The sequence below is a fragment of the Streptomyces sp. NPDC127117 genome, from assembly GCF_042677325.1.
In the GTDB taxonomy this organism is placed as follows: Bacteria; Actinomycetota; Actinomycetes; order Streptomycetales; family Streptomycetaceae; genus Streptomyces.
Genome location: NZ_JBHXTM010000126.1, coordinates 1 through 3,489, shown reverse-complemented (window position 1 = coordinate 3,489; position 3,489 = coordinate 1). Strand labels below are relative to the sequence as shown.

Annotated in this window: 3 protein-coding genes; all 3 read right to left on the bottom strand. The window is 68.9% G+C overall.

Annotation, left to right across the window (positions count from 1 at the left end; translation table 11 throughout):
- Positions 1 to 37: 37 nt before the first annotated feature.
- On the bottom strand, positions 38 to 970 hold the full coding sequence (locus ACFVH0_RS40415; RefSeq protein WP_385828425.1) for an ABC transporter permease: 933 nt from the start codon (positions 968 to 970) through the stop codon (positions 38 to 40).
- A complete protein-coding gene (locus ACFVH0_RS40410; RefSeq protein ID WP_385828424.1) occupies positions 967 to 1,998 on the bottom strand; it encodes an ABC transporter ATP-binding protein in 1,032 nt (343 codons plus the stop codon). The genes ACFVH0_RS40415 and ACFVH0_RS40410 overlap by 4 nt, the downstream gene beginning before the upstream one ends.
- Before the next feature lie 163 nt (positions 1,999 to 2,161).
- A partial coding sequence (locus tag ACFVH0_RS40405; RefSeq protein ID WP_385828423.1) for an SDR family NAD(P)-dependent oxidoreductase occupies positions 2,162 to 3,489 on the bottom strand: 1,328 nt, incomplete at its 5' end.

Genomic DNA, 3,489 nt, shown 5'->3' with positions numbered 1-3,489 from the left:
GATCGGGTGCCGCCCACAGCCATATGTGCTTGCCCGGTCAGTCGACGGCGCGGCGGGTGAAGCCGCGGATACCGACCACCGAGGCCACCACGATCGCGGCAGCGAGGACGGCGAGGTCGATGCCGAGCGGTACGGAGTCCACCTTGTCGAGGAGGACCGAGCGCAGGCCCTCGTTGATGTACGTGATCGGGTTGATGCCGACGACCACCTGGAACCACTTCAGCCCGTGCAGGCTGAGCAGCGAGTACTGGGCGGCCGCGGTGAACATCAGCGGGGTCAGGGCGAGGCCGAAGACCACGCCGACGCGCCGGGCCGGGACGACGGTGCCGAGGACGAGGCCGAGGGCGCCGCCGAGGAGCGAACCGAGCACGAGCACGGCCAGGATCGGCGGCAGGGTGGCGGCCGGCCACCAGGACACACCGAGTACGAGGATGCCCACGGGAACCATGAGGGCGGCGGCGATGAAGCCGCGGATGCCACCGAAGACGATCTTCTCCAGGGCCACCAGCCGGATCCCCACCGGGGCCATCAGCCGGTCCTCGATCTCCTTCGAGTACGAGAAGTCCATGACCAGGGGCAGCGCGGTGGCCTGGAGGGCGCTGATGAAGGCGGTCAGGCCCACGATGCCGGGCAGGAGCAGCGGAACGTAGGTGCTGTCCACGTAGTCCATGTCGGCGAGGACCTTGCCGAAGATGAACAGGATGAAGAGCGGCTGGAGCAGCGCCTCCGCGAGGAACAGCCAGGGCTGGCGGGCGGTGACCAGGATGTCGCGCCACAGGATGGACCCGAGGATGCGGCCCTGCGAGACCTTCCGCGGGCCGGTGGGCGCGGCGGCCGGGGTGCGCGCGACGCGGGCAGTGGGCACGGCGGCCGCAGCGGATGCGGTGGACGTCACTGCGGCTGTCGTGGCGTCGGCCGGGGGCTCGGCCGGGCCGTCGGTCGTGGCGCTCGTGGTTGTCGTGACAGTCACCGAAGTCCCCTACCAGTCATGTGAATGAAGACGTCCTCAAGGCTTGCCTCACGGACGGTGAGGTCTTTGACCTCGCAGTTCAGCTCGCCGAGCACCTTGAACACTCCGGGCAGCACGTCACCGGCGCCGGACTCGACGCTGATCACGAAGCGGTCCTCCTCCGGTTCCGGGGCCGGCATGCCCGGGAAGGGGGGCGTCGCGGGGGCGCCGCCCGTCACGAACTCGGCAGCCGCGACCCACGGCACGGCGGTGAGCGCCTCGGTGACGGACTCCGGGGTCTCGTCCAGGAGGTTCAGCTTGAGGGTGAGTACCGTGCCGCCCGGTAGCGAGCGGATCAGGCCGTCGGGCGTGTCGACGGTCAGGAGCTTGCCGTGGTCGACGATGCCGATGCGGTCGCAGACCTTGGCCGCCTCGTCCATGTCGTGCGTGGTGATCACGACGGTCACGCCCTGACTTCCCAGCTCCTCGACGAGGTCGTGCACGAAGAGCCGGGCCTGCGGGTCCAGGCCGGTGGCGGGCTCGTCGAGGAACATCACGCTCGGGTCGTGCATCAGGGCTCGGGCGATCATCACGCGCTGCGCCTGACCGCCCGACATCTGGTCCACCAGCGAGTCGGCCTTCTCGGTGAGCTGCATCCGCTCCAGCAGCTCGTCGGCTCGGCGGCGCCGCTCGGAGCGGCTCAGGCCGTGGTACGCCGCGTGGAACGTGAGGTTCTGCCGGACCGTCAGCGAACGGTCCAGGTTGTTGTGCTGCGGGACGACCGCCAGTACACCCCGTGCCCGGTCGGGGTGGGCGATCACGTCGATGCCGTCGAGGGTGGCCCGGCCGGACGTGGCCTTGGCCATCGTGGTGAGCATGCGGATGGTGGTGGTCTTGCCCGCTCCGTTGGGGCCGAGGAGGCCGAAGACCTCGCCACGCGCCACGGTGAAGCTCAGCCCGTCGACCGCCCGGGGCATGCCGGGCAGGTACTCCTTGACGAGATCCTCGACCATCACCGCGTCAGGTGCGGCTGTGTCCGTTTCTGGCACTTTGTGCCTCCTCATCGAAATCGAAAGAAGAAATCTCAGACATTGCTCAGACATTGCTCGGGCGTCGATCAGGTGCCGATCAGGTGCCGCTCAGGCGTTGACCGGTCATCGATCACTCATCGATCTCTGATTGATCACTCATTGACCCGACCGTTGTTCACGCTCAGGATTTTCCGAACTCGCGCTGGATGAGTTCGAACAGCTCGTCCGGGGACGCGGCGGCGAGCAGGTCATCGGCCATGGGCTCCGGATTGCTCCGGTTCGCCCCTTGTGCCGCGTTCCAGCGGGACAGGAGAGCTTCCAGTCGCTTGGTGATGTCCGCTCCGTCCACGGCTTGCGAGGAAATGGACGTGAGAACGCGTTCAAGTTTTTCGATCTCCGCCACGGCTTCGGATCCGTTCACCGGCCCACCGGCCGGGCCCGCGTTCTGCTGGGCGAATTGCTCACCGAGATGACGGACGAGGTCGACGGATGTCGGGAAATCGAAAATCAGAGTCGCGGGAAGCTTGAATCCGGTCTGCTTCGTGAGCCCGTTGCGCAGTTCGACCGCCATGAGGGAGTCGAAGCCCATCTCGACGAATCCACGCCGCGGCTTTATCTGCGCGGGTGTCGCGATTCCGAGCACCCGGGCGGTCTCACCGCGCACGAGTTCGAACAGAATTTCGTCGCGGGCCGCCTCGTTCCCGGCAGCGACAAGGCGCTCCCGCAGGGCGGCGGCCGCGTCGCCGGAGCCGGCCGCCGGGGCCTGCTCCTGCTGGGCGGCCTCCTCGGCGAGCCGCTGGTTCTCGGGCAGGTCACCCAGCAACGGGCTGGGCCGCATGGCCGTGAATGCCGGTGTGAAGCGGTTCCAGATCACATCGGCGACGGCCAGGCAGGTCTCGTCACCGGTCAGCGCCTGCGCGAGCGCGGTCAGAGCACTGCCCGGCTCCATGACGGGCAGACCACGACGGCGCAGCATCTCCTCCTCCGCGACATCCACGAGTCCGCCGCCGCCCCAGGGGCCCCAGGCGATCGAGGTGGCGACCCGGCCACGGGCCCGGCGCTCCTGGGCCAGGGCGTCGAGGTAGGCGTTGGCGGCGGCGTAACCCGCCTGCCCACCACTGCCCCACACCGCCGCGATCGAGGAAAAGAGAACGAACGCGTCGAGTTCCGTGTCCGCGAAGACGGCGTCCAGGTTGGCCGCGCCGGTGACCTTCGCATGCAGTACGTCGACCAGCTCAGCACCACCGATCTCGGCAAGCGGAGTGATCTGACCGACGCCTGCGGCGTGGACGACGGTACGGACGGGGGTTCCGTCGGTCTGAAGGCCGGTGGCGAGCTGTGCCAGAGCGTCGCGGTCGGCGACGTCGCAGGCCGCGATGGTCACCCGTACGCCCGTGGCGGCGAGTTCATCGCGGAGTTCTGCTGCGCCGGGGGCGTCGGGTCCTCGGCGGCCGGTGAGGACGAGGTGCTGGGCGCCGTTGGTCGCGGCCCAGCGGGCGACCCGGGCAC